Annotated in this window: 23 protein-coding genes and 1 pseudogene; 4 read left to right on the top strand and 20 right to left on the bottom strand. The window is 70.8% G+C overall.

The features are described 5' to 3' along the window. The first annotated feature begins 29 nt into the window (after positions 1 to 29). A pseudogene (locus GEV07_02405) lies at positions 30 to 1,638 on the top strand (amidohydrolase family protein). Between the two features lie 301 nt (positions 1,639 to 1,939). Here the strand turns inward: GEV07_02405 and GEV07_02400 are convergent. From GEV07_02400 to GEV07_02365, 8 genes are all read right to left on the bottom strand, one after another. Further along, on the bottom strand, positions 1,940 to 2,947 hold the full coding sequence (locus GEV07_02400; GenBank protein ID MQA01617.1) for an ABC transporter permease: 1,008 nt from the start codon (positions 2,945 to 2,947) through the stop codon (positions 1,940 to 1,942). Next, entirely contained in the window at positions 2,947 to 4,479 is a 1,533-nt protein-coding gene (locus GEV07_02395; GenBank protein ID MQA01616.1) for an ATP-binding cassette domain-containing protein, read from the bottom strand. Before GEV07_02395 ends, GEV07_02400 begins: the two co-directional genes overlap by 1 nt. A gap of 6 nt (positions 4,480 to 4,485) precedes the next feature. Continuing rightward, positions 4,486 to 5,451: a substrate-binding domain-containing protein gene (locus GEV07_02390; GenBank protein MQA01615.1), complete on the bottom strand. Its 966-nt coding sequence runs from the start codon at positions 5,449 to 5,451 to the stop codon at positions 4,486 to 4,488. Positions 5,452 to 5,475: 24 nt separating this feature from the next. Then, on the bottom strand, positions 5,476 to 5,865 hold the full coding sequence (rbsD, locus tag GEV07_02385; GenBank protein MQA01614.1) for a D-ribose pyranase: 390 nt from the start codon (positions 5,863 to 5,865) through the stop codon (positions 5,476 to 5,478). Positions 5,866 to 5,867: 2 nt separating this feature from the next. Next, positions 5,868 to 6,902: a substrate-binding domain-containing protein gene (locus GEV07_02380; GenBank protein MQA01613.1), complete on the bottom strand. Its 1,035-nt coding sequence runs from the start codon at positions 6,900 to 6,902 to the stop codon at positions 5,868 to 5,870. A gap of 153 nt (positions 6,903 to 7,055) precedes the next feature. Continuing rightward, positions 7,056 to 8,606: a PH domain-containing protein gene (locus GEV07_02375; GenBank protein ID MQA01612.1), complete on the bottom strand. Its 1,551-nt coding sequence runs from the start codon at positions 8,604 to 8,606 to the stop codon at positions 7,056 to 7,058. Continuing rightward, positions 8,603 to 9,040 carry a PH domain-containing protein gene (locus tag GEV07_02370; protein MQA01611.1) on the bottom strand — a complete coding sequence of 146 codons (438 nt, stop codon included), beginning with the start codon at positions 9,038 to 9,040 and terminating at the stop codon, positions 8,603 to 8,605. Before GEV07_02370 ends, GEV07_02375 begins: the two co-directional genes overlap by 4 nt. Positions 9,041 to 9,317: 277 nt before the next feature. Further along, a complete protein-coding gene (locus GEV07_02365; GenBank protein ID MQA01610.1) occupies positions 9,318 to 9,515 on the bottom strand; it encodes a hypothetical protein in 198 nt (65 codons plus the stop codon). Here GEV07_02365 and GEV07_02360 point away from each other — a divergent pair. The 3 genes from GEV07_02360 (at position 9,506) to GEV07_02350 (ending at position 12,637) form a co-directional block, all read left to right on the top strand. Continuing rightward, positions 9,506 to 10,546, top strand: coding sequence for a two-component sensor histidine kinase (locus GEV07_02360; protein MQA01609.1), 1,041 nt, complete (start codon positions 9,506 to 9,508; stop codon positions 10,544 to 10,546). The genes GEV07_02365 and GEV07_02360 overlap by 10 nt on opposite strands. Further along, complete coding sequence (locus GEV07_02355; protein ID MQA01608.1) at positions 10,455 to 11,144, top strand: response regulator; 690 nt, start codon at positions 10,455 to 10,457, stop codon at positions 11,142 to 11,144. The genes GEV07_02360 and GEV07_02355 overlap by 92 nt, the downstream gene beginning before the upstream one ends. A gap of 869 nt (positions 11,145 to 12,013) precedes the next feature. Next, positions 12,014 to 12,637 carry a superoxide dismutase gene (locus GEV07_02350; protein ID MQA01607.1) on the top strand — a complete coding sequence of 208 codons (624 nt, stop codon included), beginning with the start codon at positions 12,014 to 12,016 and terminating at the stop codon, positions 12,635 to 12,637. Positions 12,638 to 12,804: 167 nt separating this feature from the next. Here GEV07_02350 and GEV07_02345 read toward each other — a convergent pair whose 3' ends face one another. From GEV07_02345 to GEV07_02290, 12 genes are all read right to left on the bottom strand, one after another. After that, positions 12,805 to 13,680, bottom strand: a complete 876-nt coding sequence (locus tag GEV07_02345) for a sugar kinase (protein ID MQA01606.1) — start codon at positions 13,678 to 13,680, stop codon at positions 12,805 to 12,807. A 2-nt stretch (positions 13,681 to 13,682) separates the two neighbouring features. Continuing rightward, positions 13,683 to 14,588 carry a pseudouridine-5-phosphate glycosidase gene (locus tag GEV07_02340; protein ID MQA01605.1) on the bottom strand — a complete coding sequence of 302 codons (906 nt, stop codon included), beginning with the start codon at positions 14,586 to 14,588 and terminating at the stop codon, positions 13,683 to 13,685. Further along, a complete protein-coding gene (locus GEV07_02335; protein MQA01604.1) occupies positions 14,588 to 15,574 on the bottom strand; it encodes a nucleoside hydrolase in 987 nt (328 codons plus the stop codon). The genes GEV07_02340 and GEV07_02335 overlap by 1 nt, the downstream gene beginning before the upstream one ends. A 4-nt stretch (positions 15,575 to 15,578) precedes the next feature. Beyond that, positions 15,579 to 16,337, bottom strand: coding sequence for a UTRA domain-containing protein (locus GEV07_02330; GenBank protein MQA01603.1), 759 nt, complete (start codon positions 16,335 to 16,337; stop codon positions 15,579 to 15,581). A 7-nt stretch (positions 16,338 to 16,344) separates the two neighbouring features. Then, positions 16,345 to 16,620: a hypothetical protein gene (locus tag GEV07_02325; protein MQA01602.1), complete on the bottom strand. Its 276-nt coding sequence runs from the start codon at positions 16,618 to 16,620 to the stop codon at positions 16,345 to 16,347. A 24-nt stretch (positions 16,621 to 16,644) separates the two neighbouring features. Further along, the gene (locus tag GEV07_02320) at positions 16,645 to 17,913 is read right to left on the bottom strand and encodes a sulfatase-like hydrolase/transferase (protein MQA01601.1); all 1,269 of its coding nucleotides are present in this window, start codon (positions 17,911 to 17,913) and stop codon (positions 16,645 to 16,647) included. Next, positions 17,910 to 19,256, bottom strand: coding sequence for an MFS transporter (locus GEV07_02315; GenBank protein ID MQA01600.1), 1,347 nt, complete (start codon positions 19,254 to 19,256; stop codon positions 17,910 to 17,912). Before GEV07_02315 ends, GEV07_02320 begins: the two co-directional genes overlap by 4 nt. 84 nt (positions 19,257 to 19,340) lie before the next feature. Beyond that, positions 19,341 to 20,309 (bottom strand): ATP-binding cassette domain-containing protein, encoded by a 969-nt coding sequence (locus tag GEV07_02310; GenBank protein ID MQA01599.1) that lies wholly within the window; start codon positions 20,307 to 20,309, stop codon positions 19,341 to 19,343. A gap of 6 nt (positions 20,310 to 20,315) precedes the next feature. After that, entirely contained in the window at positions 20,316 to 21,080 is a 765-nt protein-coding gene (locus GEV07_02305; protein ID MQA01598.1) for a transporter, read from the bottom strand. Positions 21,081 to 21,123: 43 nt separating this feature from the next. Beyond that, complete coding sequence (locus GEV07_02300) at positions 21,124 to 21,918, bottom strand: ABC transporter permease (GenBank protein MQA01597.1); 795 nt, start codon at positions 21,916 to 21,918, stop codon at positions 21,124 to 21,126. A gap of 146 nt (positions 21,919 to 22,064) precedes the next feature. Then, positions 22,065 to 23,090, bottom strand: coding sequence for a DUF21 domain-containing protein (locus GEV07_02295; protein ID MQA01596.1), 1,026 nt, complete (start codon positions 23,088 to 23,090; stop codon positions 22,065 to 22,067). Further along, entirely contained in the window at positions 23,087 to 24,424 is a 1,338-nt protein-coding gene (locus tag GEV07_02290; GenBank protein ID MQA01595.1) for a DUF21 domain-containing protein, read from the bottom strand. The genes GEV07_02295 and GEV07_02290 overlap by 4 nt, the downstream gene beginning before the upstream one ends. Between the last annotated feature and the right edge of the window lie 185 nt (positions 24,425 to 24,609).

Genomic DNA, 24,609 nt, shown 5'->3' with positions numbered 1-24,609 from the left:
AGCACACCGAGGAGGTCGTCATTTCGAACATCACGGTATTCACCGGCGGCAGCGTGTGGACCGGGCTCGACGCGCCCCCGGCGGCGTCCGCCCTCGCCGTCGCGGACGGCGAGGTGGTGGCCGTCGGCGACGCGGCGAGCCGGCTGGCCGACCGGGCCGGCGAGGTGGTGGAGCTCGACGGCGGGTGCGTGCTGCCGTCGTTTGGCGACGGGCACGCGCACCCGGTCTTCGGTGGCCTGGAGGACCAGGGGCCGCAGATCAAGGAGCAGCGCAGCGTCGCCGACATCGTCGCGGAGGTGAAGCGGTGGGCGGCCGAGCACCCGGAGGCGGGCTGGATCGTCGCCGGCAGCTACGACCCGTCGCTGGCGACGGACGGCGAGTTCGACGCGCGCTGGCTGGACGAGGCCGTACCGGACCGGCCGGTGGTGTTGCGTGCGTACGACTGTCTACCACACCGTGTGGTGCAACTCGGCCGCGTTGCGTGCCGCGGGCGTCGACGAGACCACGCCGGACCCGCCGCTCGGCGTGATCGTCCGGCGGCCGGACGGTTCGCCGATGGGCACGCTGCGCGAGTGGCACGCCTGCGACCTGGTGCTCGACCGCAGCCCCGCGGTCACGCAGGAGAAGTTCGCCGAGAGCCTCGCGTCGGCGACCCGCCGCTACGCCGACGTCGGAGTGACCTGGGTGCAGGACGCCTGGGTGGACGGCGCCGTCGTGGAGCCGTACCTGGCGGCGGCGCGTGGTGACGCGCTCGGGCTGCGGTTCAACATGGGGTTGCGCGCGGACCCGGAGACCTGGCGTACGCAGCGGCAGGAGTTCGCCGACATCCGCCGTTCCGTCGAGCGGGTGGCGAACCCGTTGCTGACGGCGCGCACGGTGAAGTTCTTCGCCGACGGCGTCATCGAGGGCGGCACGGCCGCGCTGCTCGAGCCGTACGTGGACGCGCCGCACTCGTGCGGCATGCCGGTGTGGCCGGCGACCGAGCTCGCCGCTGCGGTCACCGCGTTCGACGCCGACGGCTTCCAGGTGCACATCCACGCCATCGGCGACGCCGCCATCAGGTCGGCGCTCGACGCCATCGCGACGGCCGCCCGGGTGAACCCGTACTGGGACCGGCGGCCGGTCATCGCGCACACCCAGCTGGTCGACCCGGACGACCTGCGGCGCTTCGCGGACCTGGGTGTGGTCGCCAACTTCGAGCCGCTGTGGGCACAGCTCGACCCGTTGATGACCGACCTCACCGCGCCGCGCCTCGGGCCGGAACGCACTGCACTGCAGTACCCGATGGCGGAGCTGCGCGACCTGGGCGTCGCGCTGTCGTTCGGCAGCGACTGGCCGGTCAGCTCGCTGCACCCGCTCGAGGGCATCCAGATCGCCGTCACCCGACGCACCTTCGACGGCGTGCCAGACGAGGGATGGACGCCGCACCAACGGCTCGCACTCGACGAGGCCCTGCGTACCTACTCCGCAGGGGTCGCGTACCAGGCATTCGGCGAGGACGCGTGGGGCACCCTGGCCGCAGGCAAGTCCGCCGACCTGGTGTGGCTGCAGGACAACCCGTTCGACACGGACCCCCTGCGGCTGAAGGACATCCCGATCCGCGGCACCTGGCTACGCGGCCACCGCGTCGCCGGATAGCTGCTGCCGGGCCCGGCCTGCGCGATGCCGCGTACCGTCTGCGGTCAGCGTGGGCGGCTCTCCTGGCCGTCGTGTTGCCGTTGGCGCGTCCGGTCGCCGGCTCGTTCGGCGCCGCGGTCCGGACTGCCGCTGCTGGCGACGGACACGGCGCTCCCGCTGCGGTTGACGGCCACGGAGCCGTTGCCGATGTTGATTGCGCTGCCGGAGATGTTCCCGAACGTGGGGCCATCGCCACCCCCGATCGAGCTGCCGGACGATACGCCGGTGCGTGCTTCGGTTCGCACTACCCGGCAGCCGCGGGTCAGGTGGCGGAGAGGCGTAGCGAGAGGTTGCGGCGGTAGGCGTCCAGGACTACCGCGAGGATGATGACGCCGCCGGTGATCATTGTGCGTTGGAAGTCGGAGACGCCCATCAGCAGGAGGCCGTTGGTCAGTACGCCTATCAGGCTGGCGCCGAGCAGGGTGCCTACGGCGGAGCCGCGGCCGCCGGTGAGGCTCGCGCCGCCGATGACGACGGCCGCGATGGCGTTCAGCTCGTAGCCCTGGCCGAGGATGGGGCTCGCCACGCCGAGCCTGGCCTGGTAGATGACGCCGGCGACGCCCACGGCCGCGCCGCCGATCACGTAGCAGGTCACCTTCACGACGCTCGTGCGGTGCCCGGACAGGCGTACGGCTTCCTCGTTGTTGCCGATGGCGTACACCATCCGGCCGAAGACCGTACGGCTGAGGACGAACCAGGCCGCGACGACCAGCACCAGGGCCACCACGAAGACCGCGGGCAGGCCGAGGAACGTGGTGATGCCGAACCTGGTGAAGCCGGCCGGCAGGTTGTAGATGGTCTCGCCGTCGGTGAACTCCTGTGCGGCGCCGCGGGCGACGTGCAGCATGCCGAGCGTGATGATGAACGCAGGCACCTTCCAGAACTCCGTGACGAACCCGTTGCAGAAGCCGACGAGTCCGCCGATGAGGATGCTGACGACGACGCCGAGTACGATCGCCGTCGGCACCGGGAGACCGGAGGTGATCACCGTGCCCGACACCACCGCGCACAGCGCGATCACCGAGCCGACGGACAGGTCGATGCCGCCGACCAGGATGATGAACGTCATCCCCACCGCGAGGATGGTGTTCAGGGTGATCTGCGTCATGATCGCGCGCAGGTTCTGCGAGGTGACGAAGTTCGGCGCGAAGAGCATGAAGAAGACGATGAGGACGACGAGCGCGACGCCGATGCCCGCCTCTCCCAACACCTGACTGACGGCACGGTTGGTCGGCAGTTGTGCACGCGGCGGTGGGGTAGTGGCGCTCATCACGGGTTACCGTTTCTCGGGTCCGAGGTGTCCTTCAGGTATTCGGTATAGGCGAGGCCGAGCACCCGTTCTTCGTCGAACTCCGCGCGGGTCAGCTCCCCGCTGATCTTCCCGCGCGACAGCACCAGCAGCCGGTCGCAGATGCCGAGCAGCTCCGGCAGGTCGGAGGAGACGACGAGCACCCCCTTGCCGGCCTCTGCGAGGTCGAGCAGCAGCTGGTGGATCTCGTACCTGGCGCCGACGTCGATACCGCGGGTGGGCTCGTCGACGATCAGCAGCTCGGTGTCCGCGGCCAGCCAGCGGCCGAGTACGACCTTCTGCTGGTTCCCGCCGGACAGTGCACGCGGGTGTTGCCGCACGCTGTTCGCCTTGATCTGCAACCGTTCGCTGAGCTCGTTCGCGGTCGCCGTCTCGGCGCGGCGGGAGAGCAGGCCGGTGCGGCTCACCTTGTGCAGGCTCGCCAGGCTGACGTTCGCGGCGATCGGCAGGTCGAGCACCAGGCCCTGGCTCTTCCTGTCCTCGGTGAGGAAGCTGACGCCGCGCGCGACGGCGACGCCCGGGTGCGTCACCTTCGCCGACCGGCCGCGGATGGCGATCTCCCCGGCCGCCGCCTTGTCGGCGCCGAAGACCGCGCGCATGATCTCCGTACGCCCGGAGCCGACCAGGCCGGCGACGCCGACGACCTCGCCGGCCCGTACGGCGAACGAGACCGGAGGTGCGGTCGGCGTCACCTGTAGGTCGCGGACGTCGAGCAGGACGTCGCCGACCGGCCTGGAATGCACTGGTGGGTACTCGTAGGCGATGTCGCGGCCGACCATCGACCGCACCAGGTCGGTCGACGTCATGCCCGCGAGCGGTGCCGTGGTGACGTGTGCGCCGTTGCGCAGAACCGTTACCCGGTCGCAGATCTCGAAGATCTCCTCCAGGTGGTGGGAGATGTAGATGACCGCGACTCCGGAGGTGGAGAGCTGGCGCAGAATGTCGAACAGGGTGGCCGTCTCCCGCGACGTCAACGTCGCGGTCGGTTCGTCCATGACGAGCAGCTTGCAGCCGGTCGAGAGCGCCTTCGCGATCTCGACCAGCTGCATCTGGGCGATGCCGAGCCGCTCCACCCTCGTACGCGGCGAGATGTCCAGACCCACACGGTGCAGCAGCTCGCGCGTCCGTTGGTCCAGGGTGCGCCTGTCGACCATGCCGAAGCGGCGTGGCAGCCGTTGCAGGAACACGTTCTCGGCCACCGACAGGTACGGCAGCAACGCGAGCTCCTGGTGCACCACCTGGATGCCTGCGCCGAGGGCGTCCGCCACGGTTGCCGGCGCGTGCGGCATACCGTCGAACGTCATCGCGCCGGCGTCCGCCTGCTCCACACCAGACAGACACTTCGCCAGCGTCGACTTGCCGGCCCCGTTCTCGCCTACGAGGGCGTGGATCTCACCCGCGCGCACCTCCAGGTCGACGTCGTCGAGCGCGGTGACGCCGGGATAGTGCTTGGTGAGACCTGCTACGGACAGCAGCGGTTGCGCGTCGGACACCGGCGATCAGTCGGACTCGTCGACGTTCGACTTCGTGACGAGCTTGATGTCCGTCTTTTGCCAGCCGGTGACCTTCTCGCCGTCGATCATCTTCATCGCGTAGTCGATGCCGTCCGACGCCTGCGTCGAGCCGTACTGGTCGAGCGTCGACACGACCTGGCCCTTCTCTATGTACGACCGGATCGCGGGGATGTTGTCGAACGAGGCGACCTTGATACTCGGCTTGCGCTCCTCGATCACCTTGAGCGCGCCGAGTGCCATCGAGTCGTTCGACGCCAGCACGCCTTCGATGTCGCGGTCGGCGGTGAGCATGTTGCCGAACACGGTGTTCGCCTCGTCGGTCTCCCAGTGCGCGGTCTTCACCGAGACCAGGTCGAGCTTGCCTTCCTCGGCCGCCGCCCGGAACCCTTCCTCACGCTGCTTCGCGTTGTCCGCACCCGGGTTGCCGGTAAGAAGTACTACCTTGCTGCCCGGGTCGAGCTCCTTGGCCAACACGGTGCCGGACTTCTTCGCGCCGAGCTCGTTGTCCGGCCCGACGTAGGGGACCTGGAGATTGGCTTCCTCGAGTGCCTTCTGGTCCAGGCGCACGTCGATGTTGACGATCTCGATGCCCTCGCGCGCCGCCCGCTTCAGCGGCTGGACGAGTGCCTTGGAGTCGGCAGGCGCGATGACGATCGCCTGCACCTGCCTGGTGATGCACTTGTCGATCAGCGCCACCTGGCCGTCGACGTCGGTCTCGTTCTGGATTCCCGAGACGTCGAGCTTCACGTCCCCGCGCTTCTTCACGTGCGCGTTGGCGCCTTTCTTCATGTCCTGGAAGAACTCGTTCGCCAACGACTTCATCACCAGGCAGACCGTTGGCTTCCCCTCGGCCTTCGGCGGTTCGTCCGCGGTGTCCTCCGTACCGCAGGCGGCCAGCGATACCAGCAGTGCGCTGACGAGTATTGTGGCTGCGACTCTGCCCTTCACCATGTGCTCCTTCCGCCGATGTCTCGTTCAGAACGCGACACCGCACCTGAGCACGACGTTCGCGTACGGCGTGGTGGCGCCCGTACGTACGACGACGCGTGCCCGTCGGGACATCGCCTTCAGTTCTTCGTGTGGGACATGTTCTACCGCGATGTTGTCCAGCAGCTTCGTCAGACCGCTGCGGGTCGCAGAATCGGTCAGCTCGCTGGCGAGGGTGGCGTGCTCGACGACGCACTCGTCGAGCACCGCTTCGAGTACCGGGAGGAACGGCGGTTCGCCGGTACGCCACAGCAGGTCGACGGTCTCGACTTCCGCAGGCACGGGCAGGCCCGCGTCTGCGACGGTTACGAGGTCCCCGTGGCCAGCGGCGGTGAGGATCGCCATCAACCGTGGGTGCCACAGACCGCTGCGCCGCATGGTCAGTCCTTCTCGTCGACCAGCTGGCCGCCGGCGGGATCCGGGCAGCCACACGATCCCCGAGTGACCAGGGCGGTGTCGAGCACCAGCCGGCGTGCCTCCTCCTTCGGGCTCGACACCTGGCTGACCAACCACTCCACGGCATGCCTGCCGATCGCCTCGACCGGTTGCCTGACGGTGGTCAGCGCCGGGACGGTGTAGCCGCTGGCCTCGATGCCGTCGAACGAGCAGATCGCGACGTCGTCGGGCACCTTCAGGCCGAGCTCGGCCGCGGCCCGCATCACGCCGATCGCCTGCTCGTCGCTGGCCACGAACAGCGCGTCCGGCCGGCACCCGGCGAGGAGCTCGCGGCCGCCCCGGTAACCGTGCAGCCGGCCGAACGGCAGGTGCGCCGTCGGCATGGCGGCGGCGTCGACGCCGGCCTCGGTGAGCGCGCGCTGCCAGCCGGCGACCCGGTCGACCGTCGGGTGTGCGCCGGCGAACCCGGCGAGGCAGCCGATCCGCCTCCTGCCGTGCTCGAGCAGGTGCTTCGTCGCGAGGTAGCCGCCGGCCTCGTTGTCGACGAGGATGTGCGTCGCGTTCGGGATGGGCAGCTCGCGGTCGAGGATCAGCCGCGGGACCGACGCCTCCTCGAGCTCGGCCGCCCAGGTGTTCGCGCCGTGTGCCGGGGCGACCATCAGCCCGTCGACCTGGCGGTCGAGGAGCGCCCGGACGTACGTCGTCTCCCGCTGCATGTCGTCGGTCGCGTTGCCGAGCAGCATCGTGTAGCCGTACTCGAAGCCGACCTCTTCGATCGAACGAGCCAGCTCGGCGAAGAACGGGTTGGAGTTGTCCGGCACGACCAGGCCGAAGGTCATGGTGCGCTGCATGCGCAGCGAGCGGGCAACTGCGTTGGGGCGGTACCCGAGCTCGGCGATGGCAGCGAGCACGCGTTCTCTGGTTGCCGGCGCGACACCGCGGGGGCCGTCGTTGAGCACGTAGCTCACCACCGCCTCCGAGGTGCCGGCGAGTCGAGCGACGTCGCGGCGAGTGACCATCGGTGACCACCCTCGGTTCAAGATCAACTCGTGTTGATCACGGCAGTATTCCGGTTTGTCTCAGTCGTGGCAAGCTCGGCGCCCGATCGTGGCGTGCGTCGGCCCACCGGCGAATGTACCGGCCGGCAGGCCGCAATAGGCAACTTATCGGTATCAACCGTGCGGCGTGTCCCGCACGACGAACGGCGTGAGCAGCTCGGGCACCGCCTCTTCGGCGAACGTCAGCCCGGCCGTCTCAGCAACATCCCGGACTTTGTACGCGCCGCCGCCGGCGCCGGTGGTCGCGGCGACCGTCATCAGCCCGGCGCGGCGTTGGAAGTATGACCGGCTGATGGTCCAGCCGATCACGCCGGTGCGCCGCAGCGCGACCGTACGCCTGAAGATGGTGCCGTACCTGGTCACCAGGTACCGCTGGGTCAGCGCGTGCCCGAGGTTGCGGTAGGCGTCGAACGCCAGCGGGATGGTCACCGCGAGTAGTGCGAGCGCGATCGGTGCGAGCCACCAGGGCAGCCACTGGCCGAGGCCGAGTAGCAGTGCCGCGAGCGCGACCGGCGGCACCACGGCACGGACGATCCTGCGGCGCAACGCCCGGCGCGGGTGCGCGTGCAGCTCGGTGACCGCCACGGGGGTCTCGTCCTCGGCCAGGACGGCCGCGGTGACCCGGTGCGAGACGGTCAGCGGCGCGGGCGGGAGCAGCCGGTCCTTCTGCCGTTGCTGTTCCTTGTGCGAGGTGGCGAAACCGGTCGCCACCGCCTTGGTGTCTGCGCCGCCGGCCCACCGCATGGCGATCGGCTCGATCACCTCGACGCCGCGCAGCCGTCGCTCCTCCAGCGAGACCGAGCGCGTGGTCAGCAGGCCGCGTCGGACCCGGAACACGCCGCCGGGTTCGCGGACCAGGCGGAAGTTCCACCACGCCTCGACGTAGATCACCAGGGCGCCGACGACACCGACGACCAACAGCACGGCTGCGCCTGCCACGATGACCAGGAGGAGCGAGAACTGGTGCAGCCAGCGGACGATGTCGGTGACCAGGCCCGTCTCGAACGGGTTGCGCCCGACCGCCTCGAGCACGCGCTGCGCGCCAGCGAGCAGGATGAGCGCCACCACCAACGTCCAGCCGGTCAACGGCGCGAAGCGCAGCCAGGACCAGTTCAACGCGGCGAGGGTGACGTCCGTGCGCTCGCCGTCCGCCGTCGTGGGCCTGCGCGCCTCGGCCGGCTCGTCGCGTGTCACGGTGTTGTCGGGCTTGGTGAGCAGCTGCGTGCGTAGCTGGTCGCCGTGCGCGGCGGTCACCGCGTCCAGGGCGAGCTCGGTGTTCTCCGTGGCGCTGCCGGTCTGGCCGGTGCCGACCTTGACCACGGTGAGGCCGAAGATCCGGTGCAGCGGGTTCGCGGTGACGTCGACGCTGCGGATGCGGTCGCGCGGGATCGACCGGTAGCGGCGGAAGAGCAACCCGGAGCGGAGCTCGACGCGTTCATCGGTGATCCGGTAGCGGGTCGTCGTGTAACGGATCAGTCCGGCGGCGACCATCACGAGGAACACCGCGCCGACCGAGCCGATCGTCCAGAACGCCGCGCTGGGGATGTCGCCGCCGGTGCCGATGGCCGTCGCCGCGAAGCCGGCGAGCGGCGCGGCGAGCACGCTCAGGTTCAGCGCGAGCATCCGGGGGTCGAGCCGGTGCCAGCCGTCCTCCGGCGTGTTCACGTGGCGTCCCCCGGGGTGGCCTGGGTGACCTCGGTGAGCTGTTCGACGACGTCCTTCGCCAGGGTGTAGTCGAGGCCGTCGATCTGCAGTGCGCCGGCCGCCGACGCGGTGGTGACGGTCACCGTCGCCAGGCCGAGCAGCCGCTGCAGCGGGCCGCGTACGGAGTCGACGGTCTGGATGCGCGACATCGGCGCGACCCGCCACTCCTGGAAGAACCAGCCGGACGCCGTGTAGACGGCCTCGTCCGTCGTCTCCCACCGGTGCACGCGGTACCGCCAGCGCGGCATCACCACGATGTACGGCACGCCGAACAGCAGCACGAGGCCGAGCGACAGGCCGAGCCACAGCCGCGCCGGTTCGATGAGTACGGCGAGGACGGCCAGGGCGATCGCCGCGGGCGCGACGAGAATGATCGCCTGCAGCGTCCACAGCATGACGGCGCGGGAGTCGACGCGGTGCCGCGGCGGGCGCAGCTGGACGGTTTCGTTGGTCACCCGTCCATCTAATCGCGCGTGCGGGGGCGTTGCGAGCACGCATGGTCGTGAGTCGCGCCGGGCGGTATCGACTTTCGTTGCATCGGGTAGCACCGCACGGAGCTACGTCGCCGCCGTGCCGGCGAGTAGTTTGATGGTGTGACCGCGCGCCTGTGGACGTCGAGACGTGAGCTCGTGTTCGACCTGTTGCCGGTCGGCGTGCTGCTCGCCCTGTCGGTCACGTTCGCTGCCGCCCGCGGCTTCCCCCACGGTGCTGCCGGGTGGATCGACTGGGGGATCGACCTCGCGCTGATCGCCGCGCTCCTGGTCCGGCGGCGCTGGCCGGTGTTGCTGCTCGCCGCGGGGACGGCGGTTTCTGTGGCGATCCTGGTCGCGACGTACCTGGCGCCCGGCGTGGTGTTCCCGGTGTTCTCACCGAACGATCCCTGGCTTCCGTTCGCCGCCGTGGTGGCGGCGTACACGGCCGCCGCGCACGCGCCGTACCGGCCGCTCACGTGGGTGCTGCTCGTGGTGCTCACCGGCGTCGTCACCCGGGCGTGGCAGCCGCACGTCGACGTGATCACCGGTGGCCTGCTGCTGACCGTGATGCCGGCACTGCTCGGCCTCTACTTCGGCGCGCGGCGCCGGCTGGAGGACGCGCTGCGGGAGCGGGTGGAACGTGCGGAGCGTGAGCAGCACCTGATGGCCGAGCGTGCCCGTGCGGACGAGCGCGCGCGGCTGGCCGCCGAGATGCACGACGTGGTGACGCACCGGGTCAGCCTGATGGTGCTGCAGGCCGGTGCACTGACGGTGTCGACCCGGGACGAGGGGACCAGGGCCGCCGCGGACGAGCTGCGCGTGACCGGCTGCCAGGCCCTGGACGAGCTGCGCGACCTGGTCGGCGTGCTGCAGGCGACGCCGGGGGAGGCGGAGGGGGAAGGGACGGTCGGTGCGGGGGGCCGACCGTCCGCCCTCGACCTGCGTGCGCTCGCGGTCGAGGCGGACTCGGTGGGTGGGGAGGTGGAGCTCGTCGAGGAGGGGCACGCCGGGTCGCTGTCCCCGGCGGTCGCGCGCACGGCGTACCGGATCGTGCAGGAGGCGCTGACCAACGTGCGCAAGCACGCGCCGGGCGCGGCGGCGCAGGTGCGGGTGAGGTACGGCAGCGACCGGATGCGGCTGGTGGTGCACAACGGGCCGACGGCGCAGCGGCCGGACGAGGCGCTGGTCGTACGCGGCTCGCATCGTGGACTGGCCGGGCTGCGGCAGCGGGTGGAGCTGGTCGGCGGTACCTTCGAGGCGTCCGCCGACGGTGCGGAGGGTTCGTGGTCAAGGCGGTGCTGCCTTCGTACGTACCGACTCGTGAGGTGCGCGAGCGATGAACGAGAGCCGGCTGGTGCGGGTGGTCGTCGTCGACGACGAGCCGATGGTGTGCGCGCACCTGAAGGTGATCCTGAACTCGGCGCCTGACGTGACGGTCGTCGACGAGGCGCACGACGGTGCGGCGGGGCTCGAGGCCGTGGTGCGGCACCGGCCGGACGTCGTGCTGATGGACCTGCGGATGCCCGGCGTCGACGGGATGACGGCGATCGAGCGGATCAGGGAGCTGGCCGATGCGCCGGCCGTCGTCGCGCTGACCACGTTCGACGCCGACCAGTACGTGGTGCGTGCGCTGCGTGCCGGTGCGGCGGGCTTCCTGGTGAAGTCGACCCCGCCCGAGGACCTGATCGGCCTGGTGCGGGTGGCCGCGGACGGGCACACGGTGCTGTCGCCGGAGGCGGCGCGACGGCTCGTCGGGCTCCGTTCGGAGGAGGAGTCGAGCAGAGAGCAGGCGATTGCCTTGGTCGCCCAGCTCACCGAGCGGGAGACCGAGGTGCTCGCGCTGGTCGGGGAGGGCCTGTCCAACGCCCAGATCGCCGGCCGCCTCTACCTCTCCGAGGCCACCGTGAAGAGCTACGTGTCCCGCCTCCTGGTCAAGCTCGGCTGCGACAACCGGACCCAGGCAAGCCTCCTGGCCCACGCTGCCAACCTCCCAACAAACCCGGCCCCACCAGCCCCGCCGGCTTGACCGCACCCGCGGCGCCGACGGCGGCGGCCAACGCAAGGAGCCGAGCGCTGCCACCCGGTCCCGCCCGAGAGCGCGGCAAGCAGCCGCCGCCGAGCCGGTGACGCCCAGGCCCGGCGTCGGAGTCCTGCCGGTATCGGGGCGAGCCGGTGGGGATGGACTCCAGGCAGTGCCGAGCCAAGCGAACGCGGCCCGGGGATGAGGAACTCCGGGCAGGTGCCGGGGAGGCCGGTGGTGCCCGGCCTCAGGTTGGAACCCGGCGTACAGAGCGGAGCAGTAGCGGCCAGGCCAATGCGTGGGCTCCAGGCAGTGCCGAGCGAAGCGAAGGCGTGGCCGGCCGATGCGTAGGGCTCCAGGTTGCTGCCGAGCGAAGCGAAGGCCCAGCTACTGCACCTTCCACCAGGCCCAGGGAACGTGGGGGGTTCGGGGGGCTCGGCCCCCCGATGGGCAGAAGGGCCAGGGAAGGTGTCCCGGGAGGGACAACGAACATGGTCGGCGAGGTCGGCGCTGGTATCGGGGCGTCACAGCGCCGACCTCGCCCGCATTGGGGGGTATCCGGTGCTGGTCCTGATACGACCAGCTCGGACGCCTGCTGCGCATACTTGCGTATGTCGCGCGGCGTGTGACCTGCGGTCCGACGATGCGTACAAGGGCGACCACATGGCGAGACGAATCGGTTACGGTTCTGTCGGCTGGTTACGCGGCGCCACGTCGTGTGGGCGGGCTCGGGCGGTGCCGGTGCAGGTGGTGATGTGTGTCACGGCCTGGTGGCCGGCAGTGGCCGCGACGGCGGTGGCCGGGTGGTCGCGGTAAGTTGTGAGGCGGTTGCCTCGCACACATGCTCGTTTCCGAATGTAAGGAGTGGAGTCCAGATGGCTCAGTACTCGCTGCCGGACCTGCCGTACGACTACGGTGCGCTGGAGCCGCACATCTCCGGCCAAATCATGGAGTTGCACCACTCCAAGCACCATCAGACGTACGTCACCGGCACCAACACCGCTCTCGAGCAGATGGAAGAGGCGCGCGCGACCGAGAAGCTGCAGACCGTCAACCTGCTGCAGAAGAACCTGGCGTTCAACCTCGCCGGCCACGTGAACCACTCGGTGTTCTGGCCGAACATGTCGCCGGACGGCGGGGACAAGCCGGACGGTGACCTGGCGGGGGCGATCGACGAGTTCTTCGGGTCGTTCGAGGGCTTCCAGGCGCACTTCACCCAGACTGCGCTCGGCATCCAGGGCTCCGGCTGGTCGATCCTGGCGTGGGAGTCGCTCGGCCAGAAGCTGGTCATCGAGCAGCTGTACGACCACCAGGGCAACATGGCCGTCGGTACGGTGCCGTTGCTGATGCTCGACATGTGGGAGCACGCGTTCTACCTGCAGTACAAGAACGTGAAGCCGGACTACGTCAAGGCGTGGTGGAACGTGGTGAACTGGGCCGACGTGGCCCGTCGCTTCGCCGACGCCAAGACGAAGACGCAGGGTCTCATCACCCCCTGACCCCCACTTTCGCGACCGAGACGGCCGCTCGCCTACCGATGGCGGGCGGCCGTTCCGTGTCCCCGGCGACACGCGCAGCATGTGGGGGTGTGTGGCGCGGTTGCGCCCAAGATGTAGCGTGCTGCGAGTGAACTGCCTGGTGCCCCGCGCCCCTGGGTGCCAGGTGGTCAGCTGTCGGCCGTCGCGCCCGGGTGGGCGAGCACGGTGGCCGCGCAGGCGTGACCCTGCGCGCACGCCGCCGGTAGGCCGGCACGGGACAGGTACGCGGTGAGGAAGCCGGCCGCGAAGGCGTCACCCGCGCCGGTGAGGTCGCGGACGCCGCTGACCGGCGGTACGTCGACCCGTACAGGCGGCGCGCCGGGCGCCAGCACGGTGGTCGGACGGCTGCCGTCCTTCACCACGACGACGGTGTGCGGCAGGGCGGCGAGCCCCTGACCGGGCGCACCGTCCGCCGTCAGGTCGAGGAACGCCGCCTCCTCCGCGTTCGCGAACAGCAGGTTCGGGCGCAGGTCCGCGAGCCGGTCGCGGAACGCGTCCCTGCCGTACCGCCGCATGAGACCGGTGGACGACACGTCGACGGACGTCGTCGCGCCGCGGTCGCGCAAGGTGGCGAGAGCGTCCGCCGCGGTGCCGGCGACCGGCTCCGCGGTCAGCGAGTACGCGGTGACGTGCAGGTGCGCCAGGCCGTCGAGCCAGCTGGGGTCCAGGTCCGCGAGCAGCGCGCCCGCGGCCTGGTGGGGGAGCATGGTGCGCTCGCCGTGCTCGTCGACGAGCACCACCACGGTGCCCGTGCTGCCGCGCCGCTGCACCTTGACGTCGACGCCGTGCGCGGCGAGGTCGGCCACCACCCCCGTGCCGACGTGGTCGTCGCCGACGCAGCCGATGAACCGGGTCGGGTAGTGGCGGGCGGCGAACATCGCGACGTTCGCCGCGCTGCCGCCGCGGGTGCGGTGCATCTCGACGTCGGTGTCGGTCGCCTGCTGCAGTGGCTCGGCTAGCCACACCACGATGTCCTCGAGCAGGTCACCGAGTACGCCGAGCACGGCTACCCGGCTCGCAGCGCGGCGGCGATGGCGCCGCCGACGGCGACGTTGTTGCGGTAGACGGCGACGTTCACGTCCAGGCTCGCGCCCGCGGTCGCGCGCTGGATGTGGTCGAGCAGGAACGGGGTGATGTCGTGGCCGACCACCTGCTCCCGCTCGGCGGCCTGCCAGGCCTCGGCGACGAGCTGTTGGTGCCAGGCAGGGTCGAGCTGGTCGTCGGCCGGCACCGGGTTCGCCACCAGCACGGCGGCGTCCAGGCCGAGCGCGTCGCGCGCCGTGACCAGGTCGGCCGCCTCCGCCGGACCGTCGACGGAGTACTCGACCCGGTGACCGGAGTCGGCGACGTAGAACCCCGGGTAGCTGGTCGTGCGGTAACCGACGACGGGGATGTTCAGCGTCTCCATCCGCTCGAGCGTCGCCTGGATGTCGAGGATCGACTTGACGCCGGCGCTGACCACGAGGACCGGGGTGTGCGCGAGCGCCACCAGGTCCGCGGACTCGTCGAACGTCGTGCTCGCCCCGTGGTGCACGCCGCCGAGGCCGCCGGTGGCGAAGACCTTGATGCCGGCGCGGTGGGCGAGGAACGACGTCGCGGCGACGGTGGTGCCGCCGTTGTGCTTCCGCGCGGCCGCGATCGGCAGGTCGCGGGTGCTGACCTTCACCGCGTCGTCGCCGCCCGCGAGCCGTTCGATCTGGGCGTCGGTCAGCCCCACCGTGGGGGTGCCGTCGACGACGCCGATGGTCGCCGGCACCACACCCGCGTCGCGCAGCTGCTGCTCGGCCGCCCGCGCCACCTCGAGGTTGCGCGGCCTGGGCAGGCCGTGGGTGAAGATCGTGGACTCCAGTGCGACGGCGGGCGCGCCGGCAGCCACTGCCTCGCGCACCTCCTCCGACACGGTGATGGGCATCAGCTGGTTACCTCCGTTGCGGGACGTTGGACGGTACTGAGGAACAGCTCGCGGTAGCGGTCCCTGTCCACCGCTGTCGCCACGTCGATGGTGGCAGCCTCGCCGGCGTCGCCGTGCACCTCCCGCTCGCCAGGCAGGTTGCGCAGGTCGACGAGCGTCTGCCCCCGGCTGCGGCCGGGGGCGAGCTCCACCTCGACCGGGCAGTGCCTGGTGGTCAGGCCCGTGGGATCCGCGACGGCGCACACCGCGCCGGCGTCGCCGAGCAGGCCGCCACCGCCGTCCGGCACCCGCTCGTCTCGGCCGCCGCCGCGGCTGGCCTGGTGCAGCAGCAGGCCGCCGGCGAGCCGGACGCCCGGGTCGGTCGCCGCCTGCAGCTGCTCGGCGACCGCGACGGGCACGGCGACCTGGTAGAAGACGTCCAGCCCGTACATGGTCGTCGGCACGCCGGCGTCGAGTACGATCGCCGCCGCCTCCGGGTCGTGCCAGACGTTGAACTCCGCCGCCGGCGTGGCGTTGCCGTGCCCGACCGAGCCGCCCATGAACACCACCCGCTCGATGTTCGCCGTGACCTCAGGGTGGGTTCGTAGCAGCAGCGCCGCGTTGGTCATCGGGGCCAGCAGCACAAGCGTCACCGGGTTCGGCGCGCCGAGGATCGTACGGCGCAGCAGCTCGACGGCGGTCCCGTCCACCGGCCGGCGCTCGGTCGGCGCGCCGCCGAGGTCGGCCAGGCCGTCCGCGCCGTGCACGTACCTGGCGTCGCGGGCCGGCTGGACCAGCGGCTGCGTCGCGCCCGCGGCCACCGGGACGTCGCCCGCCCCGGCCGCGTCGAGGGTCACCAGCGTGTTGCGTACGACGGCGTCCAGCCCCGCGTTGCCCGCGACGCAGCTGACGGCGAGGAGCCGTAGTTCCGGGTGCCGCACGGCGAAGAGGAGCGCGAGCGCGTCGTCCACCCCGGTGTCCACGTCCAGGATGATGTCGGTCTTCATACGCTCACTCCGGGATGGTTCTGATGACGCGCAGCGCGAAGTTGTCGGTGCGGTAGAACCCCTCGGTGGTGAGCACCAGCGCGCCGGTGTCGGCGAAGCTGTCCTGGTTCGCGTGCAGCAGTGGGTGGCCGCGCCGCACCTCGAGCAGCTTGGCGATGTGGGCATCCGCCGTGGTGACGTCGTAGCGCGCGTCCATCCGTACGAGCCGCATCCCGGCGGTGCGGAACATGCCTGGCAGGTGCGCGTCGAGGGAACGCAGCGGCGCCGGGTCGAACGGGCGGCCGTGCAGCGTGACCGGCAGGTAGTCGTGCAGCACGACGGTGGGCACGGCGTCGATGGCGATGCAGCGCTCCACCAGCCACACCGGCACACCGGCCTCGACCCCGAGCTTCACCGTCACCGCCCCGGTCGCCTCGACCTCGGCGATGGCGACGTGCGCCAGCGAGGGCTTGTGCCCGGAGTCGCGGATGTGCTGCGGCAGCGAGCCGATGTCCGTGAGGTTCATGGCCTGCTCGGTGAACGCCCCTGCGGTGTCGTCGCCGGCGTCGGCCACGAACGTGCCTACGCCCCAGCGGCGGATGACCACGCCCTCCACCCAGAGCCGGCGCAGCGCCTCGCGTACGGTCACCCGGCTCACGCCGAGCGTGGTGGCCAGCTCCACCTCGGCCGGCAGTCGGTCGCCGACGGCGAACTCGTCGTCGATCAGCCGGCGCAGCTCCGTCACGGTCGCCGTGATCCTGCTGGTCTGCTTGCTGGGCGCCATCGACGGGTTACCAGGTACCGATGCCACACGCCTGCCGCGGCGTGTTCGGGTATCCGTCGAGCACGATGGCCTCCGTCAGGGCGTCGCGTAGTTCGCCACGCAGTGTTGCGTGCGCCGGGTCGGTCGCCAGGTTGTGCTGCTCGCCGGGGTCGGCGACGAGGTCGAACAGCTGCTCGCCACCGCCGCCGAGGAACACGCTGTACCTGTGCTGCCTGGTTCGGATCGTACGACACCAGCTGCGCGGTGACGCCTCCCAATGGTTGTTGTCACTGCGGACGTACACGGCGTCCCGCCACTTCGTTGGCTGCTAACCGCGGCACAGCGGCAGCAGTGACTGTCCCGGCAGCATCCCGATCCGCTCGGGCACGAGCGGCCGGCCGAGGTCCGGCCGCGGCAGTTCGGGCTCGGGCAGCCCGGCGAGTGCGTAGATGGTCGGCGCGACGTCGGTGAGGTCGACGAGCTCGGTCCTCGTGGTGCCCGCCATCGTGCCCGGGCCGCACACGACGAACGGGATCCTGATGCAGGAGTCGTAGTGGCGCTCCCACTTGCCGAGCAGCCCGTGGTCGTGCAGCAGCTCGCCGTGGTCGGAGGTGAAGACGATGTGGGCGTTCTCCAGCCGGCCGGCCTGCGCCAGGCCGTCGAGCAGCCGGCCGAGCTCGGCGTCGAGGTGCGCGAGGTCGGCGAAGTACATCCGCCTGTCGTGCCGCCAGCTGCGGTCCGCCCAGCTCGGCTCCGGGTAGCGGTCGAAGTACGCGGGTGTGTGGTCCGGCAGCCACTCGGCGCCGAGCGGTTCCGGGATGCGGTCGGTGGCGACCCGTGGCACGTACTCCGCGGGCGGCGCGAACGGGTTGTGCGGCTGTACGTAGCTGACGTGCGCGAACAGCGGTGTCTGCGCCGGCACCCCGGCGATGAACTCGAGTGCCCGGTCGGTGATCCAGGCGGACTGTGACACCTCGGCGGGGAACGGCAGCGGGTACGCCTCGCTGTCGGCCTCCGGGCAGTCGGCCGTCGCCCAGCGCACCGACTTGCGCGCGCGCTCGATCTCCGCACGTAGGTCGCGGTGGTCGGGCCCGTAGTCGTCGAGGCCGCGCAGCATGGTCATCCACACGGTGGCCTGCGCCGCCTGGTAGTGCTCCGGGTGCGTGCGCTCCACCCAGTCCAGCCACTCGCCGGTGCGCTGGTCCTCCGAGACGTGCACGACGTCGAAGCCGTACGCCGTGTAGTCGACGGGCTCGCCGGTGACCTGCGGCACGAGGTGCAGTTTGCCGAACGCACCCGTGCGCCAGCCGGCCTGCTGCAGCGCCCGCATGAACGTCGGCACCTGCGGGTCGAGTGCGTAGCCGCACTCGGTGACCCCGTGCCCGTGCGAGCTGAGCCCGGTGGCCACGGTCGCCCTGGCCGGGCTGCAGACCGGGTTGTTGGTGTACGCGTTGGCGAAGGTGACGCCGCGCTCCTGCAACCGGCGCAGGTTCGGTAGGTCGACGACGCCCTCGTGGGCGGCCTCCAGCCAGCGCGCGCCGAGCTGGTCGACCATCATCAGCAGGATGTCGGGTGCGGTGGGACTCCCCGTGCTCATGTTCTCCGTTCCGGGTCGGCTACCGGCAGGACCGCCTCGTCGGCTTGCGTCCAGCCGGTGATCTTCGCGGCGGCGGTGCAGATCAGGGTGATCACCGTCAGCCCGGCGATGTACGCGGAGATGGACCAGGTGGCACCGCCGCTGGCGGCGAGCAGCAGCGTGGCGACGGTAGGCATCAGTGCGCCGCCGAGTACGGTCGCGAACTGGAAGCCGATGGAGATGCCGCTGTACCTGTTGTTCGTCGCGAACAGCTCGGAGAAGAACGCGGCCTGGATGCCGTAGATCGCGCCGCCGACCGCACCCGCGATCGCGTTGCCGAGGAAGACCAGCGGGATCTCCTTGGTCTCGACGAGTGCGAAGAACACGAAGACCGCGGGGATGATCAACGCCGCGCACCAGCCGTACGCGCGTTTGCGTCCGATGCGGTCCGACAGCCAGCCACCGATCGGGGTCATCAGCAGGTACGTGATGCCGTTCGTCAGGTTCGCGGCGACCGCGATGGACCGCGGCAGGCCCAGCTGCGTCGAGGTGTACGAGATGGCGAAGACGCCGAGCATGAAACCGAACGCGGCGTCCGCGACGTGCAGGCCGGTCGCGACGGCGACGTTGCGCGGGTAGCGGCGGAGCGTGGCCAACAGCGGCATCCGGCTGCGGACGCCCTGGTGGCGTACGCGTTCGAACGCCGGCGACTCGGCGAGCCGCAGCCGGACGACCATGCCGACGCCGACGAGCGTGATGCTGAGCAGGAACGGGATGCGCCAGCCCCACGCGAGGAGCTGCTCCGTGCTGAGCACGCTGAGCAGGATCGTGACGGTGAGGCTGGCCATGATGATGCCGAAGCCGCTGCCGAGCTGCACCAGGCTGCCGTAGAAGCCGCGTTTGCGCGCGGGCGCGCTCTCCACCACCAGCGACACGGCACCGCCCCACTCGCCGCCGATGCCGAACCCCTGCGCGAACCTGAGGACGGTCAGCAGCAACGGCGCCCAGAATCCGATGGTCGCGTAGCTCGGCAGCAGCCCCATGAGGAACGTGGCCGTGCCCATGATGCCGAGCGTCAGCGCGAGCATCGGTTTGCGGCCAACCCGGTCACCGAAGTGCCCGAACACCAGCCCGCCGAGCGGCCGGGAGAAGAATCCGACCGCGAACGCGCCGAAGGTGAGCAGCGTGCCGACGGCGGGCGAGGAGGACGGGAAGAAGACCTGGTTGAAGGCGACCGCGGTCATCGTGCCGTAGATGATGAAGTCGTAGAACTCGATCGTGTTACCGACGACGGTGGCGACGACGAGCTTGGCAGTGGGGCGTTGCTCGTCCAGCGCGGCGGGCAGCTCCGAGGCGGCGGTCATGACAATCTCCCTGAAGGATCAGTCGTCTAGACCTCTGGTGTGAGCATGCGTGCCCGGTTGTCAACCCCGCCGTCGGTGTGTGGGTCAGGCGGTGCGGGCGGCGCCTAGGTAGAGCTGGGTGATGACGTCCTCGATGTCGGGTTCGGCTACGGAGAGGTCCACCAGGGGGTAGCGGGCGGCTATCTGCGCCACCAGGGGAGCGGCGCTCTCCGCTGCCGGGAACCGTAGCCATTGGCGTACGCCGTCCACGCGGGTTACCTGGGCGCCTACCACCTCGATCGGTGGTGCGGCTTCGGCCAGGTCGACGATCAGGGTGCGGTGCGTCTCGCCGATGTCGTGTAGGCCCGCCAGGTCACCGTCGTAGACCAGGCTGCCGTGGTCGACGACCATCACCCGCGAGCAGAGCTGCTCGATGTCGGTGAGGTCGTGCGTGGTCAGCACGATGGTGGTGCCGCGCTCGGTGTTGAGGTCGCGCAGGAACTCGCGCACCTTCACCTTGCTCACCACGTCCAGGCCGATGGTGGGCTCGTCCAGGTACAGCACCTCGGGGTCGTGCAGCAGCGCCGCGGTGATGTCACCGCGCATCCGCTGGCCGAGCGAGAGCTGGCGTACCGGTACGTCGAGCAACGGACCGAGCTCGAGCGCGTCGACGTACTTGCGCAGGTTGGCGTGGAACCTCTCGTCCGGCACCCGGTAGATCCGACGGAGCAGGCCGAAGCTGTCCCGCAGCGGTAGGTCCCACCACAGGGTGGTGCGCTGCCCGAAGACGACGCCGATCCGCCTGGTGAGCTGCACCCGCTGCTTCGCCGGGTCGATGCCGGCGACGGTCACCGTGCCGGTGCTTGGGACGAGGATGCCGGTGAGCATCTTGATGGTCGTCGACTTCCCCGCGCCGTTCGGCCCGATGTAGCCGACCACCTCGCCGCGGTCGATGGTGAACGACAGGCGGTCGACCGCGCGCACCACCTGCCTGCTGCGCCGCAGCCGGCCGACCTTGCGCCGTACGACGAAGCTGCGTTCCACCCCGTCGAGCCGGATCAGGGCATCGGACATGTCGCATCAACTCCCCGTGCTTCGGTAACTGCGGATGGCGGACCTCCAGGCGACCGCCGCGACCGCGGCGAGCGCGGCGGCGGCGACCGGCGAGGCGAACCTGAGCGCGTCCGGCAGGCCTGCCGGTGCCGGTCGGTCGAGCAGGTAGAGCACCGGCAGCCAGTTGACGAACGCCAGCGGCACGGTGAACGTGACCGCGCGCACCAGCTCCTTCCCGAAGATGGTCGGCGGGTACTGGGTCAGCGTGTTCCCGCCGTACGTGAACGCGTTCGACACCTCCGCGGCGTCCATGGCGACGAACTGGAACGCGGCGCCGAGGGTGAAGATGCCGCAGAAGATGACCGTGCCGCAGATCAGCATCATCGGCAGCAGCAGGACCTTGCCCGGCGTCCAGTCGATGTCCACGGCGACCATCGCCCAGCCGAAGACGGCAGCGGCCTGCGTGATGCGGCCGAGCCGGCGCAGCGCGAACCGGTCCGCCGCCACCTGTACGTACGGGGGGACCGGACGTACGAGCATCGCGTCGAGCGAGCCGTCCCTGATCCGGTGCCCGATCCGTTCGATGCCGCCGATGAGCAGGTCGGCGAGGCCGATCGCCATGCCGGACGCGCCGTACAACAGCGCCACCTCGGACAGCGCGAAGCCGCCGAGCTGCGGTGTGTGGCTGAACATGATCCAGATGGCGACGAAGTCCAGCCCGGTCGCCAGGAACTGGCCGGACGACATCAACAGGAAGCTCGTCCGGTACGCCATCGTCGACCTGACCCACATGCCGGCGATCAGGCCGTACGCCCGCAGCGCCAGGACGGGCGAGCTAGCCACCCTGCACCACCACCTTCCTGGTCGCCCGGGCGAGCGCGAGGCGTCCCGCGGCGAGCAGCAGCACCGCCCACACCGTCTGGAAGCCGAGTGCGGCGAGCACGTCGAGGCCGGTGTGGCGTTCCAGGAAGATGTCCGCGGGCACCTGGAGCAGCGCCGCCCACGGCAGTAGCTGGGCGACGTCGCCGAGCCAGCCGGGGAAGACGGTCAGCGGCAGCAGCATCCCGGAGAGGAAGATGCCGAGCGTGGCAGACAGCGCCTCCACGCCCTGCGAGTCCACCAGCCAGAAGCCGCTGAGCGCGACCAGGAACCTGATCGCGTAGCTCACCACCACCGCGAGCACGAGCGACAGCGCGAACGCCGGCCACACGACGGCTTCGACCGGCAGCCGGAACCCGAACACCATGGCGCCGAACAAGGCGGGCAGCAGGCCGCGGCCGAGCAGGCTGAACACGGCACGGCCGAGGTCGCCGGCGAGGAACCACAGCTGCAGGTCGACCGGCCGGTACAGGTCGATGGCGATGTCGCCGGTGCGTACCCGTTCGGCCAGCTCGCGCTGGAACGGGCCACCGAAGATCTCCGTGATCGCGAGCATGCCCTGGCCGAGCCAGACGTACGTGACGACGGCGGCGACGTCGTAGCCGCCGACGCCGGGACGCGCCTGCCAGAGCGCGAGGTAGGTGTAGGCGAGGATCACGCCGAACACCGTGTTGGTGAACACGCCTGCCGCGGTGGCAGCGCGGTAGGTCGCGTAACGCCGGAAGCTGCGCCAGGCGATGGCGGCGTACACCGGTCTCCTTCCTGCGTCCGGGCACGCACGTCGGTCCCCCTGGTCGCCGACCAGGGGGTGCTCGTGCGACGTATGGCCCCGACCCTGGGAAGGGGCGGGGGATGTGGCGACGACGTTACCGGAGAACGGGGCGTGCGGCCACCGGATCAGCTGCGGTGGCTGGCGTCGTGCACCTCGCCGACGAGCTCCTCCAGGATGTCCTCGAGCGCGACGACCCCCACGGTGCGGTCGCCCACGACGACCCGGCCGAGATGCGCTCCCTCCGCCTGCAGCGCTGCACACGCCTGCAGCAGCGGGGTGTCCCTGTCCACGGTGACCAGGCGGCGGATCATCGTCGACGGCAGCGGGGCGTCCATCTCCGCGACGTCGAGCATGTCCTTCACGTGGAAGAACCCGATCAGCTGGTCAGGGGCGCTCGCGCTGCTTACGGGGAACCTGGAGAAGCCGGTCTCCGCGGCTACCTTCTCCAGGTCGCGCCTCGTGGTGCCCTCCGGCACCGTCACCAGGCGGGTCATCGGCACGGTCACCTCGAGGCTGGTGCGCCGCTCGAGCGCGAGCGCCCGCTCGAGCAGCCGTTCCTCGTCCGGCTGGATGAACCCGTGAGCGACCGACTCGGTGATCACGTGGCGCAGCTCGGTGGTGGTGTACGCGGTGGAGATCTCCTCTTTCGGCTCCACCCGGAACAGCCGCAGGATGAGGTTCGCGACGCCGTTCACGAACCGCACCACCGGGCCGGTGAGGCGCACCCAGGCCGCCATCGGCGGGCCGAGGGTGAGCGCCGCCCGTACGGGACCGGCCAGCGAGAGGTTCTTCGGCACCATCTCGCCGAGCACCATGTGTGCGTACGACACCAGGGCGAGCGCGGTGACTAGCGCGATCGGGTGCACGGCGGCCTCCGGCAGGCCGACGGCGTGCACGACGCGTTCGAGCTGGTGCGCGATAGCCGGCTCGGCCGCGGCGCCGAGAGCGAGCGAGCACAGCGCGATGCCCAGCTGGGAGGCGGCGAGCATGGTGGGCAGCTGCCGGATCTGCTGCTGTGCCATCCGGGCCGTCCTGCTCCCTGCATCGGCCATCGGCTGGAGCTGATCGGCGCGCACGGAGATCAGCGCGAACTGCCCGGCGACGAAGAACGCGTTCGCCGCGAGCAGCAGGATGGTCACCAGGATCATCATGGCGCGGGCTCCGCGGCGTCGCCGTCCTCGTCACCGGCACGGGCCGGCGGGTGCACGCTGAGCCGGTCGATTCGGCGGCCGTCCATCTCCGTCACGGTGAGCGTCCAGCCCGCGGTCGTGACGGTGTCGCCGACCGACGGCAGCTGCCCGACGGCGGCGAGCACCAGCCCGGCGACCGTGTCGTACGAGCCGTCCGGCGGCCGGGGGCCGATCCGCTCGGCGAGCTCGTCCGGGCGGAGCAGGCCGGAGACCGACCAGCTCCCGTCCGGCTGCCGCACGGCCTCCGGCTGCTCCTTCTCGTCGTACTCGTCGCGGACCGCGCCGACCAGCTCCTCGAGCAGGTCCTCCAGCGTGACGATCCCCGCGGTGCCCGAGTACTCGTCGATCACGATGGCCAGCTGCAGGCCGCGGCGGCGCAGGGTGAGCAGCAGGTCGTCACAGGGCAGCGACTCTGGCACCCGAACGGGCGGGCGCATCAGCAGCCGGACGGGGGTCTCCGCACGCCGTTCCGGCTTCACGCCGAACGCGTGCTTGACGTGCACGGCGCCGATGATCTCGTCCTGGTTGCCGGCGTGCACGGGGAACCTGGAGTGCCCGGTGGTACGTGCCAGCTCGAGCAGGTCGGCGACGGTGTCGTCGGCGCGCAGCGAGGACATCCGCACCCGCGGGGTGAGCACGTCGCCCGCCGTCAGCGAGCCGAACCCGAGCGAGCGGCGCAGCAGCGTGGCGACGTCGGCGGGCAGGGCGCCCTGCTGCGCCGAGCTGGCGATCAGCGAGCTGAGCTCGGCCGGGGTGCGCGCGGAGCGTAGCTCCTGCTGCGGCTCCGCGCCGACCAGCCGGACGATCGAGTTCGCCGTCCCGTTGAACAGCGCGATCGCGGGCCGGCCGACGGCGGTGAACGCGCTCTGCAGCGGTGCGATGGCCAGCGCCGTCCCCATCGGCCTGGCGATGGCGAGGTTCTGCGGCACCAGCTCGCCGAGCAGCATCTGCAGGAACGTCGCGACGAACAGCGCGAACACGACGCCGATGCCCGTGGTGACGGCCGTTGGTACGGGGAGTGGGTGGAGCAGCGGGTCGAGGACGCTGCGGAACAGCGGCTCGGCGACGAAGCCGACCAGCAGCGAGGCGATGGTGATGCCGAACTGGGCACCGGAGAGTTGGAGCGCGAGCTTACGTACCGCGGCGAGCGTGACGCGGGCCCGTCGGCCGCCTCCGGCGGCGACCTGTTCCAGCCGCGCCCGATCCACCGAGGTGAGCGAGAACTCCGCTGCGACGAAGAGCGCGTTGGCGGCGAGCAGCGCGACGAAGACGAGCCAGCCGAGAGGTCCGGTCATTGCCGTTCGTCACTCCCGGGCAATGGCTGGACCCAGCGGGGTCTTCGGCGGCGGGGACGTTTTCGGCCACGGCGGTCCATGCCGTGACAGTGTTCCACTTCCCCCGCCCGGGTGTCGTGCGGACCCCGGTGACTGGCGTAGCGGTCACGGTACGGCGACGTACCGTGCGGTGTTGCGGGGGAGGG

Source organism: Streptosporangiales bacterium, assembly GCA_009379825.1.
Classification (GTDB): domain Bacteria; phylum Actinomycetota; class Actinomycetes; order Streptosporangiales; family WHST01; genus WHST01.
The sequence above is the reverse complement of the archived record's forward strand: the minus strand, read 5'-3'. Positions and strand labels throughout refer to the sequence as shown.